Raw genomic sequence first — 22,509 nt, 5'->3', positions numbered from 1 at the left:
CCCTGCGCCCGGCATGAAACACAAAGGAACACCGATGCAGACCGCCCCGCTGGATTTCCGCCTGGCTACCCGAGCTGACGAAGAGCCGCTGATCGCGTTGATGCGCGAGTTCTACGCCGAAGACAGGATCGACTTCGATGACGCGCGCGTGCGTCGCGGTGTGGATGCGCTGCTGGCTGACCCGCGCAATGGCGAAGTACTGCTGTGGCTGGACGAGGCGGGCGAGGTGGTCGGCTACGCAGTGATCGCGATGGGCTTCAGCCTGGAGCAGGGCGGCCACTTCATGCTGCTGGACGAGCTGTACCTGAGCCATCGCGCGCGCGGTCGTGGCCGCGGCAAGCAGGCGCTGGCCATCTGCGAACAGCGCGCACGGGGTCGTGGCGTCAGTCGCCTGCGCCTGGAAGTGAACCACCACAACGAACTGGCCCGGCGCCTGTACCTGGCCAGCGGCTACATCGATGACACCCGCGATCTGCTGACTCTGCCGCTGGACCACCCGCGCCCGGAGGGCATCCTGTGAGCGAGGCCCTGCTGCGCATGCTGCAGCAGCGCGCCGCGCTCAATGCGCTGGTGCGCCGCTTCTTCGCCGAGCGCGACGTGCTGGAGGTGGAGACGCCGATCCTGTCGGTGGCCGGCAACACCGAGCCGAACATCGACAGCTTCCATACCGATTTCACCGGCCATGTCGATGCCGGCGGACGCCGCCGCTGGCTGCGCACCTCGCCGGAGTATCCGCTCAAGCGCCTGCTGGCGGCGGGCGTGGGTGACTGTTACGAACTGGGCCGGGTGTTCCGCAACGGCGAGGCGGGCGGCCGCCACAATCCGGAATTCACCATGCTGGAGTGGTACCGGGTCGGTTGGGACCACCATCGCCTGGTGCAGGAAACCGCCGAGCTGGTTGGCCAGGCGCTGGCCCTGGTCGGGCGCAGTGCGACGCTGCGTGTGCTCAGCTACCGCGAGCTGTTCCAGCAGTACGTGGGCGTGGATCCGTTCGATGCCGATGAGGCTGCGCTGCGTGCCGCGCTGGGCGAGGTGCACATCGACCCGGTCGGGCTGACCCGCGATGACTGGCTGGATCTGCTGATGACCCATCATATCCAGCCGCATTTCGATGACGCGGTGATGACCGTGGTCCACGATTGGCCCGCCAGCCAGGCCGCATTGGCACGCATCCGTGCCGGCACGCCGCCACTGGCGGAGCGTTTCGAGCTGTACCTGGGGGCAGTGGAACTGGCCAATGGCTATCACGAACTGAACGACGCCCACGAGCAGCGTGCGCGTTTCCAGCGCGACCTGCAGCGCCGCCATGAGCGCGGCCAGGTGCAGCCGGCACTGGACAAAGCATTGCTGGCCGCATTGCCCTCGATGCCCGCCTGCGCCGGCGTGGCGGTGGGTGTTGATCGGTTGCTGATGGCGATGAACCGCACGCCGCGTATCGCCGATGTGCTGGCCTACGACTTCGCCCACGCGTGAGCGCGGTGCGCACGTTCCTGAACATCGAAGACTGAACGGAATTCCGCGTTTCTGCGCTTGCTTCGGTAAGCGGGATGATGCTCTTATCACGGCAGATGCCGGACACTGGCACGCAGTTCATCCATTCCTGCTGGGGAAGGCTTTGGTCAAGTGGTTTGCGGTTGTCGCTGCACCGGTGTACTCCATCGCGCTCTGGGGTGCCTGGCTGCCGTCATCGGCGTCGGCCCAGCAGGCGGGCTATGACGGCGAAGTGGTGACCTGCGAATCGCGCGACATGGGCTGGGTGCATTGCGATATCGACGTCAGCAATGGCATCGACCTTGTGCGCCAGCTGTCCAGCAACAGCTGCATCCGTGGCAGCGAGTGGGGCACCGACCGCAGTGGCGTGTGGGTTACCCTGGGCTGTCGGGCCGAGTTCCGTGCGCGTCGAGCGCAAGGTGCAGCGCCTGCGGCAACGGAAGGCAAGCGCCTGGTCCGCCGTGTGGTGCGCTGCGAATCCAATGGCCGCCCGCAGAGTTGCCCGGTGCGCCTGGACGGGGCGCCGGTGCGCCTGCTGCGCCAGTTGTCGGTGCTGCCGTGCCGCGAAGGGCAGGGCTGGGGCTACAAGCGCAATGAAGTCTGGACCAGCCGTGGTTGCCAGGGCGATTTCGAAGTGGCGGACGAGGACGGCCGTTTTGTCGACGTGCCGCGCCGCCTGACCTGCGAGTCGAAGTCGAAGAAGCGCCGCTTCTGTGGCGCGAGCATTTCGGTCGGCGCCGTCGTCACCGAACAGTTGTCCAGCACCCCGTGCGAGGAAGGCAACACCTGGGGCTGGAACCGCAACGGGATCTGGGTGGACGGCGGCTGCCGCGCCGAATTCTCGGTGAATTGAGCCGGGGCAGGCTCCAACCGCGCGGGGCGTGGCCCTACAATGGGGCCATGAACACTGCCTCCGACATCGACTACGCCCGTTATGACCACATCCGCCCGATCCTCTGGACCGGCGATGCCCTGCAACTGCTGGACCAGCGCAAGCTGCCGTTCGTGGTCGAGCACGTGGTCTGCCATGACAGTGACGAGGTTGCCGCCGCCATCCACGCGCTGACCGTGCGTGGCGCGCCGGCCATCGGCATTGCCGCGGCCTGGGGCGTGGTGCTGGCCGCACGTGACGTGCAGGCCGCTGATGGCGCGCATGCGCTGCAGCAGCTGGAGCCGGCGCTGCAGCGCTTGAACGCGTCGCGCCCGACCGCTGTCAACCTGGCCTGGGCGCTGGCGCGCATGCGCCGCTGCCTGAATGCCGCCGGTGCCGACTGGAAGGCCGCGCTGGAAGCGGAGGCGCAGGCCATCGCCGAGGAAGACCTGGCGGCCAACCGCCACATGGGCGCGCTGGGCGCCGGCCTGATCGAGGCCGGTAGCGGCGTGCTGACCCATTGCAACACCGGCTCGCTGGCCACCGCCGGCTTCGGTACCGCGTTGGGCGTGATCCGTGCCGGCATGGCCCAGCACCGCATCGCCCGGGTATTTGCCGGCGAGACTCGTCCGTGGCTGCAGGGCGCACGTCTGACCGTGTGGGAGCTGCAGCAGGATGGCATCGACGCCACCCTGATTGCCGATTCGGCCGCCTCGCACCTGATGAAGACCGGTGCCGTGCAGTGGGTGATCGTGGGTGCCGACCGTATCTGTGCCAACGGCGATACCGCCAACAAGATCGGTACCTACCAGCTGGCCATTGCCGCCCGCCATCACGGGGTCAAGTTCATGGTGGTGGCGCCGTCCTCGACCGTGGACATGGAAACCGTGGACGGCAGCCAGATCGAGATCGAGCAGCGTGACCCGGGCGAGCTGTATGGCGTGGGCGGGACCCGCACCGTGGCCGAAGGCATTGCCGCCTGGAACCCGGTGTTCGACGTCACTCCGGGCGAGCTGATCGATGCCATCGTGACCGAGCGCGGGGTGATCCTGAACCCGACCGCCGACAACATGCGCGCCGCCTTCGGCGGCTGAGGCGGGCAGGGTCGCGGATGTCTGTAGAGCCGAGCCCACGCTCGGCTCAGCCAGCAAATCCGCCGCAGCCGAGCATGGGCTCGGCGCTACAGGGGCGGTATGGGGCCCTAAGTTCCTGATTTGTGCCGGTAAAATCCCCGTAAAGGGAGGCGGAAAACGGCCTGTTGTGGTAGTATCCACAGGTTGAATCGAGGTTCCGGCACGACCCCCTCCCGCAGAGGGCTGCGCCGGACTGGACCGCTACCAGACAACGGAACCCGAATGGCAGAAACCGCCAAGGAAATCATCCAGGTCAACCTGGAAGACGAGATGCGCAAGAGCTACCTCGATTACGCCATGAGCGTGATCGTGGGCCGCGCGCTCCCGGATGCGCGCGACGGCCTCAAGCCGGTGCATCGCCGCGTGCTGTTCGCGATGAACGAGTTGAACGCGCACAGCAACAAGCCCTACTTCAAGTCGGCACGTATCGTCGGTGACGTCATCGGTAAGTACCACCCGCATGGCGATCAGTCGGTGTACGACACGCTGGTGCGCCTGGCACAGCCGTTCTCGCTGCGCTACATGCTGGTCGATGGCCAGGGTAACTTCGGCTCCATCGACGGCGACTCCGCCGCAGCGATGCGATACACCGAAGCGCGCATGTCGCGCCTCGCGCATGAGCTGATGGCCGACATCGACAAGGAAACCGTCGATTTCCAGCCCAACTACGACGAAAAGGAACTGGAGCCGACGGTCATGCCGACCCGGTTCCCGAACCTGCTGGTCAATGGTTCGGCCGGTATCGCGGTGGGTATGGCGACCAACATCCCGCCGCACAATCTGAGCGAATCGATCAACGCCTGCATCGCGCTGATCGACAACCCGGAAATCGACGTCGACGGCCTGATGGAATACATTCCTGGCCCGGATTTCCCGACCGCCGGCATCATCAATGGCACCGCCGGCATCGTCGCCGGCTACCGCACCGGCCGTGGCCGCGTGCGCATCCGTGCCAAGGCCGATATCGAAGTGGCCGACAACGGCCGCGAATCGATCATCGTCACCGAGATTCCTTACCAGGTGAACAAGGCGCGTCTGATCGAGAAGATCGCCGAGCTGGTCAAGGAAAAGAAGATCGAAGGCATCAGCGAGCTGCGCGATGAGTCCGACAAGGACGGCATGCGCATCTACATCGAGATCAAGCGCGGTGAATCTGCCGAGGTTGTGCTGAACAACCTGTACCAGCAGACGCAGATGGAATCGGTGTTCGGCATCAACATGGTGGCGCTGGTCGATGGCCGCCCGCAGTTGATGAACCTCAAGCAGATGCTGGAGGCGTTCGTCCGCCACCGTCGCGAAGTGGTCACCCGCCGCACCGTGTTCGAGCTGCGCAAGGCGCGTGCCCGTGCCCACGTGCTGGAAGGCCTGACCGTCGCGCTGGCCAACATCGACGAGATGATCGAACTGATCAAGACCTCGCCGAACCCGAACGAAGCACGCGAGCGCATGCTGGCGCGCGTGTGGGAGCCGGGCCTGGTCGGTGCGATGCTGGGCGCCGCCGGTGCCGAAGCCTCGCGTCCGGAAGACCTGCCCAAGGGCGTGGGCCTGATCGAGGGCGGCTACCAGCTGACCGAGATCCAGGCCACCCAGATCCTGGAAATGCGCCTGCACCGCCTGACCGGGCTGGAGCAGGACCGCCTGACCGACGAGTACAAGCAGCTGCTGGAAGTGATCGCCGGGCTGATCCACATCCTGGAAGACCCCGACCGCCTGCTGCAGGTGATCCGCGAAGAGCTGGTCAGCGTCAAGGCCGAGTTCGGCGACGAGCGTCGTACCGAGATCCGCCACAGCGAAGAAGACCTGGACATCCTCGACCTGATCGCGCCGGAAGACGTGGTGGTCACCGTGTCGCACGCCGGTTACGTGAAGCGCCAGCCGGTGAGCGTGTACCGCGCGCAGCGCCGTGGCGGCCGTGGCCGCAGTGCGGCGGCGACCAAGGAAGAGGATTTCATCGAACAGCTGTGGCTGGTCAACACGCATGACACGCTGCTGACCTTCACCAGTTCGGGCAAGGTGTTCTGGCTGCCGGTCTACCAGCTGCCCGAAGCCGGTTCCAACGCTCGTGGCCGTCCGATCATCAACTGGATTCCGCTGGAACCGGGCGAACGCGTGCAGGCCGTGCTGCCGGTGCGCGAGTACGCCGATGGCCAGTTCGTGTTCTTCGCCACGAAGAACGGTACGGTCAAGAAGACCCCGCTGGGCGAGTTCGCCTTCCGTCTGGCCCGCGGCAAGATCGCGATCAACCTCGACGAGGGCGATGCGCTGGTTGGCGTCGGCCTGACCGACGGCGAGCGCGACATCCTGCTGTTCGCCTCCAACGGCAAGACCGTGCGCTTCGGCGAGGACAAGGTCCGCTCGATGGGCCGTACCGCGACCGGCGTGCGTGGCATCAAGATGCCGGCCGGCGAGGAAGTGGTCAGCCTGATCGTGGCCGAAAGTGCCGGTGGCATCGAGGACGAGAACGAGGACGACAACGGTGTCGAAGAAGCCGCCGCCAATGGCGATGCGGTGATCGACGGCGCTGACGACGCCAGCGTGCAGTACATCCTCACCGCCACCGAGAACGGCTATGGCAAGCGCACCCCGCTGCCGGACTACCCGCGCAAGGGCCGTGGTACGCAGGGCGTGATCGGCATCCAGACCACCGAGCGCAACGGCAAGCTGGTCGCCGCGGTGCTGATGGGCTCCAGCGACGAAGTCCTGCTGATCTCCGATGGCGGCACCCTGGTGCGTACGCGTGGCTCGGAAATCAGCCGCGTCGGCCGCAACACCCAGGGCGTCACCCTGATCCGCCTGTCCAAGGACGAGAAGCTGCAGGCGGTGGAGCGCATGGATGCCTCCATCGAAGAGGACGAGGACGAGGTGGCGGCTGCCGCCCCGGCCACGACCGACGGCGCCCCGGCTGCGGCCAGCAGCGAGGACGCCGCGCAGGAGTGATCCTGCCGCGAGCCTGAAGTACCCGACGACGCCGGCCCTGTGCCGGCGTCGTCGTAACCGGACGCCACACATACGCGCGCGCTTCACGCCGGCGGTGGGATAAGGGCGCATGCTGCCCCCGGAGATCGACGATGTCCGTCACGCCGCCGTCCGATCCTGCTCCTGTCCGAACCCCGCGCCATCCGCTGGTGACCGTGCTGTCGCTGTTGCTGGTCGTGCTCGGCCTGGTCATCGGCGGGCTCGGCGCATGGCTGCTCAGCCTTGGCGGCTCGGCGTACTACGCCATCGCCGGGCTCGGCCTGCTGGCCAGCGGCCTCCTGCTGTTCGGCAACCGTCGCAGCGGCGCGCTGCTGTACGCGCTGGTGTTCATCGGCACACTGCTGTGGACCTGGTGGGAGTCGGGCAGCGACTACTGGCGTTGGGTGCCGCGCCTGGGCCTCGTTACGGCCCTGGGCATCGTGGTGGCGCTGCTGGCACCGACCCTGCGCGAACCGGTGTCCAAGCGCCTGTCGCGCAGCGTGGCGGGCGTGCTGATGCTGGTGTTCGTAGCTGCCTTCGGCCTGGCCTTTGCGCCGCATGGTGAAGTGGACGGGCACCTGCCGTTCCCGGAAGGCGCGGTCAGCGCCGGACTGGAACCTACGCGCGATACCACGGGCCTGCAGCCGGCTGACCAGCCCGCCGAGGGCGACTGGCCGGCGTGGGGCCGCAGCAATGCGGCCACCCGCTATTCGCCGCTGCAGCAGATCACCCCGGCCAATGTGGCCACGCTGCAGCCGGCCTGGCAGTTCCGTACCGGCGATATGCCGAGGAAGCGCTGGGGCGCGGAAACCACGCCGCTGAAGATTGGCGGTCGCCTGTACCTGTGCACCGCGCGCAACCGCCTGATCGCACTCGACGCCGCCAGCGGCAAGGAGCTGTGGCGGTTCGATCCAAGGGTGAAGGATGCTTCGATTCCCTATACCGCTGCCTGTCGCGGTGTGAGCTATTACGAGCAGCCCAGCACGCCGACCGTTGCTGATGCGGCATTGGCCGATGTCGCCGCTGATCTGGCGCTGCCGGAACCGCCGCCCAGCATCACCCGCAGTGTTGCACCGGGCAGTCGTCCGGCATGCTGGGCGCGCATCATCGAAGGCACGCTGGATGGGCGCATCATCGCGGTGGATGCGGACAGTGGCCGCCCGTGCGCGAATTTCGGCAACAACGGCCAGGTCGACATCACCCTGGGCATGGGCGAAGTGCCGCCGGGCTATGTGTCGATCACCTCGCCGCCGGCCATCGTGCGCGGCGTGATCGTGACCGGTCATCAGGTGCTCGACGGACAGCGCCGCGATGCGCCCTCGGGCGTGATCCAGGCCTACGATGCCATCACCGGCAAGCTGCGCTGGGCATGGGACATGGACCAGCCCGAGCGCAGCGGCTTGCCGCCGCGCGAGCAGACCTATACGCGCGGCACACCCAACATGTGGACCACCGCCACCGGTGATGAAGCACTGGGGCTGGTCTACCTGCCGCTGGGCAATTCTGCGGGAGACTATTGGAGTGGCTCGCGCACGGAGAGCCAGAACCGCTATGCAACCTCGCTGGTGGCGATCGACGTGGCCACCGGCAAGCCGGTCTGGCATTTCCAGGCGGTGCGCAAGGATGTGTGGGACTACGACCTGGGTTCGCAGGCCAGCCTGATCGACTACCCGACGGCGGCGGGCAAGGTGCCGGCGATCCTGTTGCCGACCAAGCAGGGCGACCTCTATATCCTCGATCGCCGCAACGGCCAGCTGCTGACCGCCGCCGAAGAGCGCAAGGTGCCGGTCGGCGGCGTCGAACCCGAGCAGCGTTCACCCACCCAGCTGTTTTCGCTGTACCACACGCTGCGCCGCGAACATGACCTGACCGAGCGCGACATGTGGGGCATCACCCCGATCGACCAGCTGGTCTGCCGCATCCAGTTCCGCAAGGCGTACTACGAAGGCTTCTACACGCCGCCGAGCAGCGAGCGCCATTCCATCGAGTACCCTGGCTACAACGGCGGCTCGGACTGGGGCAGCGTGTCCATCGATACGCGCCGCGGCGTGATCGTCGCCAACTACAACGACATGCCCAACTACAACCGGCTGGTGCCACGCGCCGAGGCCGACCGGCTGGGCTGGCTGCCACGCGAGAAGATCCGGTTCGACAAGGGCGGTGCAGAAGGCGCGGGCGACCCGCAGGTGGGCACGCCGTATGGCATCCAGGTCAACGCTGGTTGGCGGCTGCCGTTCACCGGCCTGCTGTGCAAGCAGCCGCCCTATGGCGGTATCCGTGCCATCGACCTGCGTACCGGCAAGCTGCTGTGGGACCGTCCATTCGGCAGTGCGCGCGGCAACGGACCGTTCGGCATCCGTTCCGGCCTGCCGATCGAGATCGGCACGCCGAACAATGGTGGTTCGGTGATCACCGCCAGCGGCCTGATCTTCATCGCCGCTGCCACCGATGACCTGCTGCGTGCCATCGACCTGAAGACCGGCAAGGAACTGTGGCATGCCAAGCTGCCCGCGGGCGGCCAGGCCAACCCGATGGTGTACGAGCAGGGCGGGCGCCAGTACGTAGTGATCATGGCCGGTGGCCACCATTTCATGGAAACCCCAAACGGCGATTATGTGATGGCGTTTGCGTTGCCGAGATAGGGCCGACGGGTAAAGCCGGCTGGGTAGAGTCGACTGGGTAGAGTCGACTGGGTAGAGTCGACTGTTAGTCGACCGCTCTTCTCTTCCGCGTTGGAAAGCCCGCGCTTCGCGCGATAGTCGACTAACAGTCGACTCTACCCGGGCGACTCCACCCAGGCGACTCCACCCAGGCGACTCCACATACCCTGACGCTGTATCGAGAGGATCCCTGATTCTGGCATTGGCAGGGAACCGATGCCGGAAATCCATGCGGGCGGGCATTCTCGAACTCATGCCCAGCCCTCAACTGCTTGCCGGCCGCCGATCCATAGTCGGCAACGTCTACACCATCACCATGGTGTGCCGGAATCGCTATCGCGTATTCGATTGCCCTGCCAATGCCCACCTTGCCATGCAGCTCCTCGGATCGATGGATCGGGAAGGCCTGACTGCATCACTTGCCTGGATCATCATGCCGGATCACATTCACTGGCTGGCTCAACTTCGCAGTCACTCGTTGGGCTACTGCGTGCAGCGCTTCAAGGCGCGCAGCAGCTTTCTAATCAACCGGCGGCGAGGGAGCCGGGGTGCAATCTGGCAGGCTGGCTATTACGATCATGCAATCCGCAGTGATGCGTCGCTTCACAGGCACGCTTGCTACATTCTGGCAAATCCCGTTCGAGCCGGTCTTGCCGCGCAGATCGGTGACCATCCGTATGGATGGTGCCGCTGGCCGTTGAGCGAGCTTGAGCCGGCAGGCGAGCGCGAATGGTGATGGCACCGGCCGGGTGGCGTCTACCGGGTAGAGTCGACTGGGTAGAGTCGACTGTTAGTCGACTGCCTTTCTCAACCGCAGCCAAAGAGCCCACGCTGCGCGCGTTAGTCGACTAACAGTCGACTCTACCCGATCGACGTTACTCGGATGGTGCCGGTACCCGCACCATCTTCGTCATCAAGTGTTCCACCACGCCCGCCGGGTCCGCAGTGCGGCCCACATGCGTGCTCGACATCTGCACAACCGAACTGCGCTTGGCGGTAAGGAAATGGAAGCGCGCACGCGCGGGCAGCTGCGCGATGGGGCCGGCGCTGGCGTCGCCGCGGCAGATGGCCACGATCGCATCCAGCCACGGCTGCAGCGCCTCCTGGTCCAGCGCCGGCGCGAAGGCGCGCAGGCGCGCAGGATCGATGTCGATGGCCGCCTCCAGATGACGCGCGCCAGGACAGGAGACGATCACCCCGACGTTGATGAATTCCTCGCGTTCCACCCGCGGTACCACGCGGATGACCGCGTAGTCATACGTGTGCAGCGTGGGCACGGATGGCCTCCTGCACGAACACCGCACGCACTTTCAGGCGATGCTTGAGATAGTCGATGTAGCCTTGGCGATAGGCCTGCGGACTGTCGAATGCCGGCTCGTTGACCAGCCAGCTGTCCGGCACCAGGCCGACGATGCGCTCGATCTCGGCATCGGTCAGGCGCGCGGCCAGTTCGGCATCCACCTCGGCGATGCGGCTGGCGAACGACAGCAGCACGTGGTCGCGGATCAGCACGAACGGCTTTTCGCAGGCATCGCCGGCGTTGGCCCAGTCGTGATGGAAGTACATGGCCGCACCGTGATCGATCAGGTACAGCTTTCGATGCCACACCATCAGGTTCGGATTGCGCGTGGTGCGATCGACATTGCTGGTGAGCGCATCGAACCAGACGATGCGCGAGGCCAGATCGGCATCCACCGGCATCGCCGCCGGGTCGTAGTTGATCGCACCGGGCAGGTAGTCCAGGCCCAGGTTCAGGCCCTCGCTGGCACGGATCAGCTCCTGGATTTCCGGGTCCGGTTCGGTGCGGGCGAACTCGCGGTCCAGCTCCACGAACAGGATTTCCGGAATCGGCAGGCCCAGCGTGCGCGCCATTTCGCCGGCGATCAGCTCGGCGATCAGCGCCTTCGGGCCTTGGCCGGCGCCACGGAACTTCAGCACGGCCATGCCGTCGTCGTCGGTCTCGACCACGGCCGGCAGGGAGCCACCTTCCCGCAAGGGAGTGATGTAGCGGAGGGCATGTACGGTGCGCATGGGCGCATTCTAGCGTGGTGCAGGTGCAACCCCCTGATCGGCGAGGACCGAGTTCGGCCTTCACCTGTCCCTTCCGCCTGTGATGGCAGCATCGTGCTCCAGGAACCCTTGGGTTCATGGGCGTACTGGCACTCTCGATGCAGAGGCTTCAGGCCGGGCATTTGCTCGGCTGCCAGCGACGCGCACTGCGAAGCGGAAACCTCATCCACGATGTCCTGCAGGCTACGGAGGTGCACCGATGAGCGACGAATTCACTCCCATGCTGCCGCCCTTGGACGACGCCAAGGTCGAGGAAATGATCGGCAAGGTCGTACTGGTAGGGGTGACCCGCTATGGCGGCGACGGCCAGGTAAAGGGGCTGGAGCAGTATGCCGGCACGGTGCTGCGCATCAGCGCCGACGAGGGCGTGGTGCTGGCCGACGAGAATGATGGCCACGAGCGCTACCTGCCGCCGATGCTGGACCAGTACCAGCCAGCCGAGCCCGGGGAGTACCGCATGCACACCAGTGGCATGATCGTGGTCGACCCCGACTACCTGGCCACCTGGGACCTGCACGCGCAGCAGTAGTGCCAAGCCATGCCTGGCAGGTGCCGGCAGTTCCCGGCACCTCCCGGAGCTGCACTTTGCCCCATCCGGCCACTAGCCCTTCCGGCCCATTCACGACAACCCCTGCGGTGCTAGATTCGGGTCCATGCCCGATTCCGGGTACCCATTCACACTCCAGGGGATAAGGATGCTGATCCGTCGAACCTCTCTGGCGGCGGCCGTTGCCGTTGCCACCGTCGGCCTGCTGGCCGCTGGCCCGGCGCTTGCCGACTACGCCAAGCCACCGGAACACCTGCTCAAGGTGCTGAAGGCGCCGCCGCCGCCAGCGCCGAACGTGGCCCCGGGGGGGCAGCGCCTGCTGCTGACCACTGCGCAGACCTACCCTTCGATCAGCCGTGTCGCCCAGCCGTATCTGAAGCTGGCCGGCGTGCGCCTGGAACCGAAGAACCGCAGCCGCCATGACACCCCCGGTGGCTACGGCATTCCGGCCTGCGTGGCCGACTTCACCCTGGTCGATATCGGCAGCGGCAAGGAGACCAAGGTCAACCTGCCGCAGGGCTGCGCCACCGGCGCGCTGTGGTCGGCCGATGGCAGCCACTTCGCCTTCCAGAATGCGGTCGATACCAGCGTGCAGCTGTGGGTGGGCGATGCGGCCACCGGCCAGGTGAAGCAGGTGCCGAACGTGCAGCTGAACCCGATCTTCGGCTACACCGTGCAGTGGCTGGGCGGCAGCCAGAACCTGCTGGTGAAGCTGGTGCCGGCCAATCAGGGCCCGGCGCCGTCCAATGGCGGCGTGCCGACCGGTCCGGACGCGCAGGAGTCGCTGGGCAGCAGCGGCGAAAGCAGCACCTACGAAGCCCGCGACACGCTGACCAGCGTCCATGACGAGAAGCTGTTCGCCTATTACGGTACTTCGCAGCTGGCCGTGGTCGATACCGTCGCCAACCGCGTGCGCCCGGTCGGGCAACCGGCGCTGTTCAATGAAGTCAGCGCCGCGCCCGATGGCGTGCACGTGCTGACCGAATCGATCAAGGCACCGTATTCGCATGCGGTGACCTACCAGCGCTTCGCCAACGACGTGGCCGTGCTGGACATCGCCAGCGGCAAGTCCACGCCGATCGCCAGCCTGCCGCTGGCCGACCGCGTGCCGGTGCACGGCGTACCGGAAGGTCCGCGCGGTTTCGACTGGCGTGCCACCGATCCGGCCACCCTGGTCTATGCCGAAGCGCTGGACAAGGGCGACTGGAAGGTCAACGTGCCGCATCGCGATCGCGTGCTGATGCTGAAGGCGCCGTTCAACGGCAAGCCGGTCGAGATCACCCGCACCGCACAGCGCTTCGAAGGCTTCGCATGGACCGCCGATCCGGCCGTGGCGTTCCAGTTCGAGAACGACGAGAACCGCCACTGGATGCAGACCCGCATCGTCGATGTGGACCAGCCGAAGAAGGAAGGCCGCCTGCTGTGGGACATGTCCAGCGATGAGCTGTACGGCAACCCCGGCAACCTGGTCTTCACCCGCCTGCCGAATGGTGCGCAGGTCGTGCGCCGTGAGGGCAACCATGTGTTCCTCAGCGGCCGTGGTGCCTCGCCGCAGGGCGACCGTCCGTTCCTCGACCGCCTCGACCTCGGCACGCTGAAGAGCGAGCGCCTGTTCCGCAGCAGCGCCGATGCCTACGAACAGTTCCTCGGTTTCAGCAACACGCCGGGGCGCTACCTGACCTGGCACCAGTCGGTGATCGATCCGCCGAATGCCTTCATTCGGCAGCAGGGTGAGGCGGTGGCCGACGCGAAGGCCGGCGAGGCGCAGTTCGCGTCCACCACGACCGCGCTGACCAAGCTGGTCGACCCGACCCCGGAAGTGCGCCAGATCAAGAAGCAGCTGGTGACCTACAAGCGCGCCGACGGCGTGGACCTGTCGTTCACCCTGTACACGCCGCCGGGCTACAAGGAGGGCCAGCGCGTGCCGGCGATCCTGTATGCGTACCCGGCCGACTTCGCCAACGCCGCGCAGGCCGGCCAGGTATCCGGTTCGCAGCAGACCTTCACCCGCCTGCAGCCGTACCGCCTGATGCTGCTGGCCGGCTACGCGATCATCGACAACGCCTCGTTCCCGATCGTGGGTGACCCGAAGAACGCCTACGACACCTACCTGGAGCAGCTGGAAGCCGACGCCAAGGCGGCGGTGGACAAGGCCGTGGACATGGGCGTGGTCGACCGCAACCGCATCGGCGTGACCGGTCACAGCCATGGCGGCCTGATGACCGCCAACCTGATTGCGCACACCAAGCTGTTCAAGGCCGGTGTGGCGACCAGCGGTTCGTACAACAAGACCTTCACCCCGTTCGGCTTCCAGAACGAACGCCGCTCGGTCTGGCAGGCGCAGGACGTGTACCTGAAGGCCTCGCCGTTCTTCTATGCCGACAAGATCAAGCTGCCGCTGCTGCTGGTCCACGGCGAGGACGACGCCAACCCGGGCACCGAGCCGTTCCAGTCGCGCAAGCTCTACCAGGCGATCCGCGGCAACGGCGGCACCACCCGCCTGGTGATGCTGCCGAACGAACCGCACTGGTACACCGCATTGGAATCGAACGAGCAGCTGGTGGCGGAAATGCTGAACTGGTTCGACACCTACGTGAAGAACGCCAAGTAGCGTCGAGCCTGCTCGACCGCTTTGCAGAAGGCCGCCTTCGGGCGGCCTTCCTGCATCCTGCTGTAGAGCCGAGCCCACGCTCGGCTATCCGTTGGCCTGTAAACAGTTGCAGGTGCTCTGCAATCAACTGTGGAGACTCGGTAACGACGTGTTACCGGCACATTCGCACGCCGCGCAAATGGTCTAGGCTGAACCTGATAGCTCGTTCCAGGTCGGTGCAATGAAAGCCATCCTTCTTGCTGCAACGTTGTCCTTGGTCCTGGTCTCAACTGCAGGTGCGCAGCCATTGCCCACCGAATTGGCGCAGCTGGGGATCATCGCCGGCATGCCTTACGCCAAGGCCAAGCGCCTGCTGGATGCCGCAGGCTGGCGGGCAAAACCTGCGCAGGGCGCGCCGGAATCGCTGGACGGCTTTCCGGAAGTCGGATGCCAGAAGGATGGAAAGCAATGTGCGACGACCTTCGAAAAGGACGGTCAACAGATCGCGGTGCGGCTGGGCACTACCCTGGCAGGGCAGCCGTTCGTGCAGAGCGCTGACTGAGTACCCGCCCTCACGCCAGCGGTAGGCGGTCCTGCGCGCGCGACAGCCGGTCATGCAGGTCGCGCACATGTTCTGCCTTGGCATGCACCCGGGTGGTATCGCCGAAACTGCGTAGATAAGCGCAGGCCGCGAAGCCGGCGCTCTTCTTTTCGTACTCCGCAATCCAGGCCAGACGATCCGGGTTGTTGGCCTGTTCGGCGGACCACGCGGCCACCGGCGGGCGGATGCGATAACGCAGGCCGACGCGCCACGGCTTCGGTGTCAGCCGCGCACGGAAGCAGTGCTGCAGTCGGCACATGCGCGCGTACAAGGTGTCGGTGCCCAGTGCCTTGAAGAACGCCTGCAGCTGCTCGTCCTCGGGCGAGAAGGTGGCATGCATCGCCAGCACGCGCAGTCCCGCAGGCGTGCGGTAAGCGCGCAGATGCCAGTCGGGGTGTTGTTCGCTGAAGACTTCCACGCGCCGCAGCGCAAGCCCTTCGGCCCCCCCGGCGGCGGCCAGACGCTGCCTGCGGCGCAACAGCAATGCGGCATTGACCAGAACTACCGCCGCCACGCCCAGCACCAGCCCCACCAGCCAGTGCCACAGCAGCGTGCCGGTGACGGCGCCGGCAAGCAGCACGACCGCCGCAACAATGGCCGGCATCACGCAGCCGGCTGGCGGCTGCGCATGGTCGATGTCGGCGAACAGCACGTCCGGGCTGTTGAGGCACAGTGCGCCATAGCTGTTGCGGGTGATGATGACGTCGCCGTCGCGCTGCACGATCTGCTCGCGGATCGGCACGCCCTCCACGCCGTAGTTGCTGCGCACTTCGCGGCGCGGCAGCGCCTGCCCGGCGAGGATGGCATTGAGGGCTTCGTTGGCGCGGCGGTCGGCGTGCACCTGCGCCTCTGCAGGGCCTTCGTCGGACCAGCCGAAGCGGCGCACCACCACCGGCCGGCCACGGAAGCGGGCCTGCAGGCGGGCTTCAGCCCAGTACGCGGGAACGATCATCATCGCGGGGTGCTCCATCTTCCGTGGCAGGTGCCGAATCGAGTCTGGCACAGCGCCGGAGTGCCCGCATCTGCTTGCTGCGGCGGCCGGGCCGGGGTGATAGATTGCGCGCTTCGCCTGCACTCCACCAAGGACGGAGCGATGTCCATGATCCTGCGCGGCCTGTTGGCCCTGGCCTGTGCCGGGGCAGTTGGCATGGCCACGGCGGCGGTACCGGCCGGGCCTCAGATTGTCACTGACGATGTCAGTCGCTTCTACGCGCTGTACGACAACGCAGGTGGCAAACCCAGCGTTGCGCAGTTGCGTGGATACATGGCCGAGGGTTCGGCGGGCCTGGCCGAACTGGCGAAGGCGCGCCGGGTCACCCCCGAGCGCATTGCCGAGTCCATCGCCAACCAGCCGGAACTGTATGCGCAGGGACGAAGCTGCCTGGCCGAACTGCCAGCGGTGAAACAACGCCTGACGCAGGTGTTTTCCAACCTGCAGGCGATCTACCCGCAGGCTGCGTTTCCGCCGGTGACCATCGCGGTGGGCCGTGGCCGTCCGGTCGGGCTGACCTCGAAAAGCGGGGTGATCATCGGCCTGGAAGCGCTGTGCGCAGCCGATTTCATGAATCCCAATGTGCAGGACCGCTTCGTGCACGTGATTGCGCACGAGTACGTGCACATCCAGCAGACGGGCCTGACCGACTTCGAGCCGGGCGACCCGCATGCGACGGTGCTGCGTGTTTCGCTGGGGGAGGGCATCGCCGAGTTCATCGCCGAACTGATTTCCGGCAACGTCGGCAACGGGCGCCACGCGGCCTGGACCCGTGGCCGGGAAGTGCATATCGAAAGCGCGTTCGCGCTGGATCTGGACAGCACCGATCTGTCGCCATGGCTGTACAACTACAAGCCGGGCTCGCAGGAGCCTTACGACCTCGGGTACTGGGTGGGCTACCGCATCGCCAAGGCCTATTACCTGCAGGCCAAGGACAAGCGTGATGCGGTGCGTGCGCTGATCCAGCAGGACAACCCGAAGGCGATCCTCGCTGCCAGCGGCTGGACGCCGGGCATGTGGATGCCGGCGAAAGTCACGGGTGTGGCGGCGCGTACGGCTGCACGCTGAGCACAGGGCGGGGCGTTAGACTGCGGAAGATGATTTCAGGAGTACTCGCATGCGTGGATCTGTTGAGCTTGCCGCTGCCACCGTCGTGACGCTGGGCCTCGCGTTGGCTTCTCCGCTGGGCGCTGCACAAGCCGTCGCAGTCAATCCGCTGCTGCAGACGCCGATCGACCAGCTGCGCCCCGACGAAGTTCGTTTCATGCAGCAGCGCCTGGCCGATTGGCCGCAGCTGCAACGCTATCGTGACGCGAACGCGCGACTGCCTGCGGCAGTGCCGGGCCAGCCACGCGTAGTGTTCTTCGGTGACTCCATCACCGAGGGCTGGGGCAGGGAAGGCAGTGCCGGTTTCTTCCCCGGCAAGGGCTGGCTCAACCGCGGCATCAGTGGCCAGACCACGGCGCAGATGCTGGTGCGTTTCCCGCAGGACGTGCTGGCACTGAAGCCACAGGTGGTGGTGATCCTGGCCGGCACCAACGACATCGCCGGCAACACCGGCCCGTCCACGCAGGCGATGATCGAAGACAACCTGCACGCGATGATGGAGCTGGCCCGTGCACATGGCATCGCCGTGGTGCTGGCCTCCGTGCTGCCGGTGAGCGAGTACCCGTGGATGCCGGGCATCACGCCTGCGCCGAAGGTGCGCGCATTGAACACGGCGTTGAAGCGCTATGCCGAGGCGAAGCAGCTGGTCTATCTGGACTACTACACGCCGATGGCCAATGCGGCTGGTGGCCTCGATCCGCAGCTGGCCGAGGACGGCGTGCATCCCACGGCGAAGGGCTATGCAGTGATGGCGCCGTTGGCCGAAGCGGCGGTCAAGCGCGCGCTGCAGCAGAAGTAGCTCCCGCGGGCAGACTCGCCAGCAGCCACTCGCAGAAACTGATCACCAGCGGATCGGCCGCGCTGTCCTGGTGCACCAGCCAGCTCCAGCGCGGGCCGCGCACGCGCGCCTCATCCAGCGGTAGCAGCAGGCCTTGATCGCAGGCGCGGGCCGCCAGCAATTCGCTGACCAGGGCAATCCCCAGGCCCTGGCATGCGGCATCCAGCAGCTGCCCGGGCTCCGAGAAATTCATGCCTTCGCGGCGCTGGCCGACATCCGCACCGCCTTGGACCTGCCATTGGCTCCAATCCATTTCGCGCTCGCCATGCAGGGTCAGGCGTTCATGCGTGGGCGTGGCCAGCAGGTCGGGATGGCAGGCCGGAAAGAGGCGATCCTGCAGCAGCACGCGGTGCTGGCACTGCGCCTGTGAGTCGAGGTCATCGCGTACCGCTACGTCCAGCGTCTGAGTGGTCATGTCCGGCGCGTCCTCGCTGGTCAGCAGCCACAGGTCGGCACCGGGATGCAGGCGATGGAACCCGGCCAGGCGTGGCACCAGCCAATGGCGCGCAAAGGCCGGGCTGGTGTTGACGATCAGTTGATTCGGCTTGCGGTACTGATCGAGCCGGCGGATGCCACTGGCCAGCTGCCGCAGCAGGGACTGGGTGGTTTCCAGCAGGTCGATGCCGGCGTCGGTGAGGGTGACGCTGCGGCCCTGCCGGAAGAACAACGGCTGCTGCAGCGAGGCTTCCAGGCCCCGGATCTGCTGGCTGATGGCCGACTGGGTCAGATGCAGTTCCTCGGCGGCCCTGTGGAAACTACCCAGGCGGGCGGCGGCCTCGAAACCACGCAACGCGTTCAGCGGTGGCCAATGCTTGAGCATTTCAGGTAAGTAAAACTGTTCAATTGATGGCTGAATCTATCGTTTGTTCTTATGGATGGGCAAGCGCAGCATAGCTTCCATCCCACACCGGCCCTGGAGCCCGTCATGAGCAGCCGTCGTCACTTCCTCACCCAGCTGGCGGGCGCCGCCGGTCTTGGCGGCCTGGCCGCCCTCGGTCTGGCGGGGCTGCCGGCTCGCGTATCCGCAGCGGGGCCAGCTGCGGGCGCCTGGCGCATGCCGGACGAGCACGGGCCGCAGGAACGTGTCTTTCTGGCCTTCGCCGCGCAACCGCGGGTCTGGGGCGCGCAGGCCGATGCGGTGAACACCGCCGTGGCGCGGCTGGCCCGTACCATCGCCCGCCACCAGCCGGTCAGCGTGCTGTGCCGCCCGGACCAGCTGAAGCAGGCGCAGGACCGCTGCGGCCGCGACAACATCGAGTTCCTCGAGGTGCCGCTGGATGACATATGGGTGCGCGATTACGGCGGTTGCTTCGTCACCAATGACCGGGGCGGGCTGGGGCTGGTCGACTTCAACTTCAACGGTTGGGGAGGCAAGCAGAGCGCACGCAACGATGGCGCGGTGGCGCCCTGGCTGGCACAGGTGACCGGCGCGACGCTGCTGGAAAGCGATCTGGTGGGCGAGGGCGGTGGCATCGAAGTCGATGGCCATGGCACCGCCATCCTCACCGAAAGCTGCTGGGTGAACCGCAACCGTAATCCGGACTGGTCGCGCGCGGAGATCGAGGCCGAGCTGAAGCATCACCTGGGCCTGCGCAAGGTGATCTGGCTGCCCGGCATCGCCGGCGAGGACATCACCGACGCGCATGTGGATTTCTATGCGCGCTTCGTGCGCCCGGGTGTAGTGATTGCCAACCTGGACAATGATCCGGAGTCCTACGACTACGACCTGACCCGCGAACATCTACAGATCCTGCGCGAGGCCACCGATGCCGATGGCCGTCGCCTGCAGGTGCATACGCTGCCGCCGCCGCGGGACGGGCGCGACAACGTGCATACCCGCGACAACGACGATCTGGCGACGGGCTATATCAACTACCTGCCGATCAACGGCGCGGTGGTCGCGCCGCAGTTCGGTGACGACGCAGCCGATGGCTACTGCCGTGAACTGCTGGAGGACTTGTATCCCGGCCGCGTGATCGAACAGGTGGATATCGATGCGATCGCCGGCGGCGGAGGTGGCATCCATTGCGTGACCAAGAACATGCCGAAGGTAGGGTGACGTGCCTCAGGCATCGTCCAGCTTCAACGCGGCATCGGCCGCCAGCAACGCCTCGGCGGCTGCACTGAGCGACGGCGACGGTGGGGCGACCACGCCGATCGCTTCCATCATCTTCGGCATGCCCAGGAACTGGCGCGCGCGACGGTCGTAGATGCCGGTGACCAGCAGCGCACGTGTGGCGATCTTCTGGTCGGGCCCGATCAGCACGCGCTGCTCCATGATGCCGCGCGAGCCGACCCAGCCCACCAGGCGCGTTTCCAGGGTGAAGCGCTGGAACGGCTTGAGTTCGCGGCGGAACTGGATGGTGCCGGCACCGACGATCGGTGCCCACTTCTCGCGCAGCGCCACCCGGCCCAGGCCCATGCGCAGGATCAGGTCCAGCCGGCCCAGATCGAAGATGTTCCAGTAGCGGCCGTTGGTCATGTGCAGGTTGCTGTCCAGGTCGTTGGGCAGCACACGGAACTGCAGGCGCGAGACCCCGAACGGGGCCTCCAGCTTCGGCCGGAACAGGCTGCAAAGCAGCAGATGGAGCAGGCGGAACCAGAGATTCATGGCTATGACGACTGTTATAGAACGGCCGGTACGCTAATCTATGACGACTGTCTTAGCAAGGCGATCGCCGTGAGCCCACGACCCTCTGATGCCCCGCAACGGGTGATTGATGCCGCAGCACAGATGCTGGCGCGGGTAGGCCTCAATGCCACCAGCATTCGTGAGGTGACCAAGCTGGCCGAGGCGCCGCTGGGCTCCACCTACCACCATTTTCCCGGCGGCAAGCAGGAGCTGCTGGCGCGTGCCACCCACATGGCTGGCGACAAGGTGGAAGCGCTGCTGGTGGAGCTGCTGAAGGGCGGGGCGGTGCAGGGCCTGCAGCAGTTCCTGGCAATGTGGCGCGAGCGCCTGCTGCGCTCCGGGTTCCGGGCGGGCTGCCCGGTACTGGCCGCTGCCGTGGAGGAGCCGGTGGAGGCAGTGCCGAGCCAGCCCCGTGCAGCAGCTGCTGAAGTGTTCGCACGTTGGCAGGCCCATCTGGCCGCAGCGTTCATCGCCGACGGCCACGATCCGGTCGCCGCGGGTGGGCTGGCCAATCTGGTGATTGCCAGTGTGGAAGGTGCGGTGGCGATGTGCCGCGCACTGCAGGACATCGCCCCGTTCGACCAGGTGGCCGCGCAGTTGCTGAAGGCCGCCGCGCCTCCTTGATACGGCTGAACGGTCGCGGGAGACTCGGCGCAGGCCCTGACTGGACACCGCCGTGGACGAATCGCACTGCCGCCATCTGATCGAGCACTACCTGCAGGCCTACAACCGCTTCGACATCGACGCCATGCTGGCGGTGCTGGCGCATAACGTGCGTTTCGAGAACCACAGCGGTGGGCAGCTGACGATGGTCACCGAAGGCATCGATGCCTTCGGCGAACTGGCACGGCAATCGGCGCCGTTGTTCCGCGAGCGCGAGCAGCGGTTGCTGGAGCTGATCTTCAAGGATGGCGTGGTGCTGGCCAGCATCGGCTGGCGTGGCGTATTCGCGCAGGACATTCCCGATGGTCCCGGCGCGGGTACGGAACTGGCACTGCAGGGACACAGCGAGTTCGCTTTTGAGGACGGTCGCATCGTGCGGATCGTCGACCGCAGTTGATGATCAATGGCCTCGGCCCGTCGCCTGGACAGAGGCCCCGGCCGCGGTAGAATCCGCGCAACACCACCCGCGCGTGCCCGGCAAGGATGTCCGCATGCTGTATCAGGTTCTTGAGCTTCCACGCTCCACGATCCGCGGCACCCGGTGGCGCCGATGAAACGCACCCGTTTCTTTGCGCGGAGCCCGCTGAAGTTGCCGGTGAACCGCGCCGGGGAGCTTGTGCGCGCACGGCAACACCTGCGGGAACGCGGCTGGCCACGCCTGCAGATGGCACTGATCGTGGCCCTGACCGGTGCGGCCGGTTTCCTTGCCTCGCACCTGCTGCGTCTGGCCGGTATCGACGCGATGCTGCTTCGTTACCCGATAGCCGTATTGCTGGCCTATGGCGTGTTCCTGCTGCTGATGTGGATCTGGATCCGCTGGCGCTGGGACAACGTGCTGGATGGCCTGTCGCCGGATGTGGGCAGTGGCAGCCCTTCACCTCGCGGAAGTGCCGTGGAATCACCGTGGGGCGGCGTCGGTGGCCGTTCTGGAGGTGGCGGCGCGTCAGCTTCGTGGAATGAGTCGGCGCAGGCCGGCGGCGGCGATGCCGGTGAGCTGCCGTTGACCGGCCTGGCCGAAGACGAAGCAGGCCTGCCGTTGCTGGCGATCCTCGGCATCGTCGCGCTGGTGGCGTCCGTCCTGCTGGCGAGCGTGTGGGTGGTGTGGTCGGCACCGGTGCTGATGGCCGAATTGCTGGTGGACGCGGCCATCGCCAGTGGCCTGTACCGGCGCATGCAGGGCATGCACGAGCAGGGGTGGTGGCGGGTATGCGTGACGCACACGATCTGGCCGCTGCTCGGCCTGCTGCTGTTCTTCGTGGTGCTGGGCGGGCTCGCGCAGGAACTCGCGCCAGATGCGACCCATCTGCTGCAGGTCATTCAAGCGCTGTAGCGTCACGTCCCCGGCCGATATCCCAACCTG

At 66.3% G+C, this 22,509-nt stretch carries 21 protein-coding genes; 16 read left to right on the top strand and 5 right to left on the bottom strand.

Translation table 11 applies throughout. The features are described from left to right. Positions 1-34 precede the first annotated feature (34 nt). From M1L61_RS14485 to M1L61_RS14455, 7 genes are all read left to right on the top strand, one after another. Complete coding sequence (locus M1L61_RS14485; protein ID WP_019337316.1) at positions 35-520, top strand: GNAT family N-acetyltransferase; 486 nt, start codon at positions 35-37, stop codon at positions 518-520. Beyond that, positions 517-1,473 (top strand): EF-P lysine aminoacylase EpmA, encoded by a 957-nt coding sequence (gene epmA / locus M1L61_RS14480; protein ID WP_283102606.1) that lies wholly within the window; start codon positions 517-519, stop codon positions 1,471-1,473. The genes M1L61_RS14485 and epmA overlap by 4 nt, the downstream gene beginning before the upstream one ends. A gap of 142 nt (positions 1,474-1,615) precedes the next feature. Then, positions 1,616-2,344, top strand: a complete 729-nt coding sequence (locus M1L61_RS14475; protein WP_010480486.1) for a DUF3011 domain-containing protein — start codon at positions 1,616-1,618, stop codon at positions 2,342-2,344. A 47-nt stretch (positions 2,345-2,391) separates the two neighbouring features. Then, positions 2,392-3,456, top strand: a complete 1,065-nt coding sequence (mtnA, locus tag M1L61_RS14470) for an S-methyl-5-thioribose-1-phosphate isomerase (protein ID WP_010480489.1) — start codon at positions 2,392-2,394, stop codon at positions 3,454-3,456. Positions 3,457-3,717: 261 nt separating this feature from the next. After that, complete coding sequence (gene gyrA / locus M1L61_RS14465) at positions 3,718-6,432, top strand: DNA gyrase subunit A (RefSeq protein ID WP_010480491.1); 2,715 nt, start codon at positions 3,718-3,720, stop codon at positions 6,430-6,432. A 131-nt stretch (positions 6,433-6,563) separates the two neighbouring features. Further along, positions 6,564-9,092 (top strand): membrane-bound PQQ-dependent dehydrogenase, glucose/quinate/shikimate family, encoded by a 2,529-nt coding sequence (locus M1L61_RS14460; protein ID WP_248853704.1) that lies wholly within the window; start codon positions 6,564-6,566, stop codon positions 9,090-9,092. Positions 9,093-9,339: 247 nt separating this feature from the next. Continuing rightward, positions 9,340-9,846 carry a transposase gene (locus M1L61_RS14455; RefSeq protein WP_248853703.1) on the top strand — a complete coding sequence of 169 codons (507 nt, stop codon included), beginning with the start codon at positions 9,340-9,342 and terminating at the stop codon, positions 9,844-9,846. A gap of 139 nt (positions 9,847-9,985) precedes the next feature. Here the strand turns inward: M1L61_RS14455 and M1L61_RS14450 are convergent, their stop codons facing one another. Both M1L61_RS14450 and M1L61_RS14445 read right to left on the bottom strand, forming a co-directional pair. Beyond that, positions 9,986-10,387 (bottom strand): DUF3037 domain-containing protein, encoded by a 402-nt coding sequence (locus tag M1L61_RS14450; RefSeq protein WP_248853702.1) that lies wholly within the window; start codon positions 10,385-10,387, stop codon positions 9,986-9,988. After that, positions 10,365-11,141: a HipA family kinase gene (locus M1L61_RS14445; protein WP_043398508.1), complete on the bottom strand. Its 777-nt coding sequence runs from the start codon at positions 11,139-11,141 to the stop codon at positions 10,365-10,367. Before M1L61_RS14445 ends, M1L61_RS14450 begins: the two co-directional genes overlap by 23 nt. 238 nt (positions 11,142-11,379) lie before the next feature. Here M1L61_RS14445 and M1L61_RS14440 point away from each other — a divergent pair, with 238 nt between their 5' ends. The 3 genes from M1L61_RS14440 to M1L61_RS14430 all read left to right on the top strand — a co-directional run bounded on the left by M1L61_RS14440 (position 11,380) and on the right by M1L61_RS14430 (position 14,879). Continuing rightward, positions 11,380-11,709, top strand: coding sequence for a hypothetical protein (locus tag M1L61_RS14440; protein ID WP_010480503.1), 330 nt, complete (start codon positions 11,380-11,382; stop codon positions 11,707-11,709). Between the two features lie 166 nt (positions 11,710-11,875). Beyond that, positions 11,876-14,338 carry a prolyl oligopeptidase family serine peptidase gene (locus M1L61_RS14435; RefSeq protein ID WP_241875134.1) on the top strand — a complete coding sequence of 821 codons (2,463 nt, stop codon included), beginning with the start codon at positions 11,876-11,878 and terminating at the stop codon, positions 14,336-14,338. Between the two features lie 220 nt (positions 14,339-14,558). After that, positions 14,559-14,879, top strand: a complete 321-nt coding sequence (locus tag M1L61_RS14430; RefSeq protein WP_029379698.1) for a hypothetical protein — start codon at positions 14,559-14,561, stop codon at positions 14,877-14,879. Between the two features lie 10 nt (positions 14,880-14,889). Here the strand turns inward: M1L61_RS14430 and M1L61_RS14425 are convergent, their stop codons facing one another. After that, positions 14,890-15,873 carry a hypothetical protein gene (locus tag M1L61_RS14425; protein WP_010480506.1) on the bottom strand — a complete coding sequence of 328 codons (984 nt, stop codon included), beginning with the start codon at positions 15,871-15,873 and terminating at the stop codon, positions 14,890-14,892. A gap of 138 nt (positions 15,874-16,011) precedes the next feature. Here M1L61_RS14425 and M1L61_RS14420 point away from each other — a divergent pair, with 138 nt between their 5' ends. Next, positions 16,012-16,977 carry a DUF2268 domain-containing putative Zn-dependent protease gene (locus M1L61_RS14420; RefSeq protein WP_049482504.1) on the top strand — a complete coding sequence of 322 codons (966 nt, stop codon included), beginning with the start codon at positions 16,012-16,014 and terminating at the stop codon, positions 16,975-16,977. Between the two features lie 49 nt (positions 16,978-17,026). Further along, positions 17,027-17,815 carry an SGNH/GDSL hydrolase family protein gene (locus tag M1L61_RS14415; RefSeq protein ID WP_248853701.1) on the top strand — a complete coding sequence of 263 codons (789 nt, stop codon included), beginning with the start codon at positions 17,027-17,029 and terminating at the stop codon, positions 17,813-17,815. Here M1L61_RS14415 and M1L61_RS14410 read toward each other — a convergent pair. Then, entirely contained in the window at positions 17,790-18,674 is an 885-nt protein-coding gene (locus M1L61_RS14410) for a LysR family transcriptional regulator (protein WP_235651885.1), read from the bottom strand. The two genes, M1L61_RS14415 and M1L61_RS14410, sit on opposite strands and share 26 nt — an antisense overlap. A gap of 105 nt (positions 18,675-18,779) precedes the next feature. Between M1L61_RS14410 and M1L61_RS14405 the strand changes: the two genes are divergently transcribed. Continuing rightward, a complete protein-coding gene (locus M1L61_RS14405; protein WP_043398541.1) occupies positions 18,780-19,913 on the top strand; it encodes an agmatine deiminase family protein in 1,134 nt (377 codons plus the stop codon). 6 nt (positions 19,914-19,919) lie between these two features. Here the strand turns inward: M1L61_RS14405 and M1L61_RS14400 are convergent, their stop codons facing one another. Next, on the bottom strand, positions 19,920-20,465 hold the full coding sequence (locus tag M1L61_RS14400) for a thioesterase family protein (RefSeq protein ID WP_248853700.1): 546 nt from the start codon (positions 20,463-20,465) through the stop codon (positions 19,920-19,922). Between the two features lie 69 nt (positions 20,466-20,534). Here M1L61_RS14400 and M1L61_RS14395 point away from each other — a divergent pair, with 69 nt between their 5' ends. The 3 genes from M1L61_RS14395 to M1L61_RS14385 all read left to right on the top strand — a co-directional run bounded on the left by M1L61_RS14395 (position 20,535) and on the right by M1L61_RS14385 (position 22,479). After that, positions 20,535-21,110: a TetR/AcrR family transcriptional regulator gene (locus tag M1L61_RS14395; protein ID WP_043398545.1), complete on the top strand. Its 576-nt coding sequence runs from the start codon at positions 20,535-20,537 to the stop codon at positions 21,108-21,110. Positions 21,111-21,162: 52 nt separating this feature from the next. Continuing rightward, entirely contained in the window at positions 21,163-21,546 is a 384-nt protein-coding gene (locus M1L61_RS14390) for a nuclear transport factor 2 family protein (RefSeq protein ID WP_019660343.1), read from the top strand. A 153-nt stretch (positions 21,547-21,699) separates the two neighbouring features. Beyond that, entirely contained in the window at positions 21,700-22,479 is a 780-nt protein-coding gene (locus tag M1L61_RS14385) for a hypothetical protein (RefSeq protein WP_248853699.1), read from the top strand. Positions 22,480-22,509 lie beyond the last annotated feature (30 nt).

The organism is Stenotrophomonas sp. NY11291, assembly GCF_023277365.1.
GTDB classification, from domain to species: Bacteria; Pseudomonadota; Gammaproteobacteria; order Xanthomonadales; family Xanthomonadaceae; genus Stenotrophomonas; species Stenotrophomonas geniculata.
The sequence above is the reverse complement of the archived record's forward strand: the minus strand, read 5'-3'. Positions and strand labels throughout refer to the sequence as shown.